This is a genomic window from Sphingobium sp. D43FB, from assembly GCF_002312805.1.
Taxonomy (GTDB): domain Bacteria; phylum Pseudomonadota; class Alphaproteobacteria; order Sphingomonadales; family Sphingomonadaceae; genus Sphingobium.
This window is the reverse complement of record NZ_NMUA01000262.1, coordinates 1-390: the sequence shown is the minus strand read 5'-3', so window position 1 is coordinate 390 and position 390 is coordinate 1. Positions and strand designations below refer to the sequence as shown.

General features: G+C 62.3%; 1 protein-coding gene. It reads left to right on the top strand.

All coding sequences use genetic code 11. The features are described from left to right. Positions 1-104: 104 nt before the first annotated feature. Positions 105-390, top strand: a 286-nt coding sequence (locus SxD43FB_RS24310) for an MATE family efflux transporter (protein ID WP_255245905.1), incomplete at its 3' end; no start/stop codon positions are given.

Here is a 390-nt window from a genome sequence, read left to right as displayed (position 1 = left end):
TGCACATCCAACACTCAAAAACAGCGTTCGCGGGCAAGCCTTTCTCCAACGGTGTTGCAGACCGCGGTTGCCCTCTACAATGCGCGCCTTGCCCGGGAGCCTTCATGTCCACTTTGTTCAGCGACTGGCGCCACCGCACGACCCATAAACGGGTCTGGTCGCTGGCGGCGCCGATGATTCTTTCCAATATTTCCGTGCCATTGGTGGCGCTGGTCGACAGCGCCGTAATCGGCCATCTGCCCCATGCCCATCAATTGGGTGCCGTGGCGGTGGGCGCGACGTTGTATACATTTTTGGCCTGGACCATGGGTTTCCTGCGCATGGGCACCACCGGCTTTGCCTCGCAAGCGGCCGGGCGCGGCGACGGCGCGGCGTTGCGGCAGATTCTGG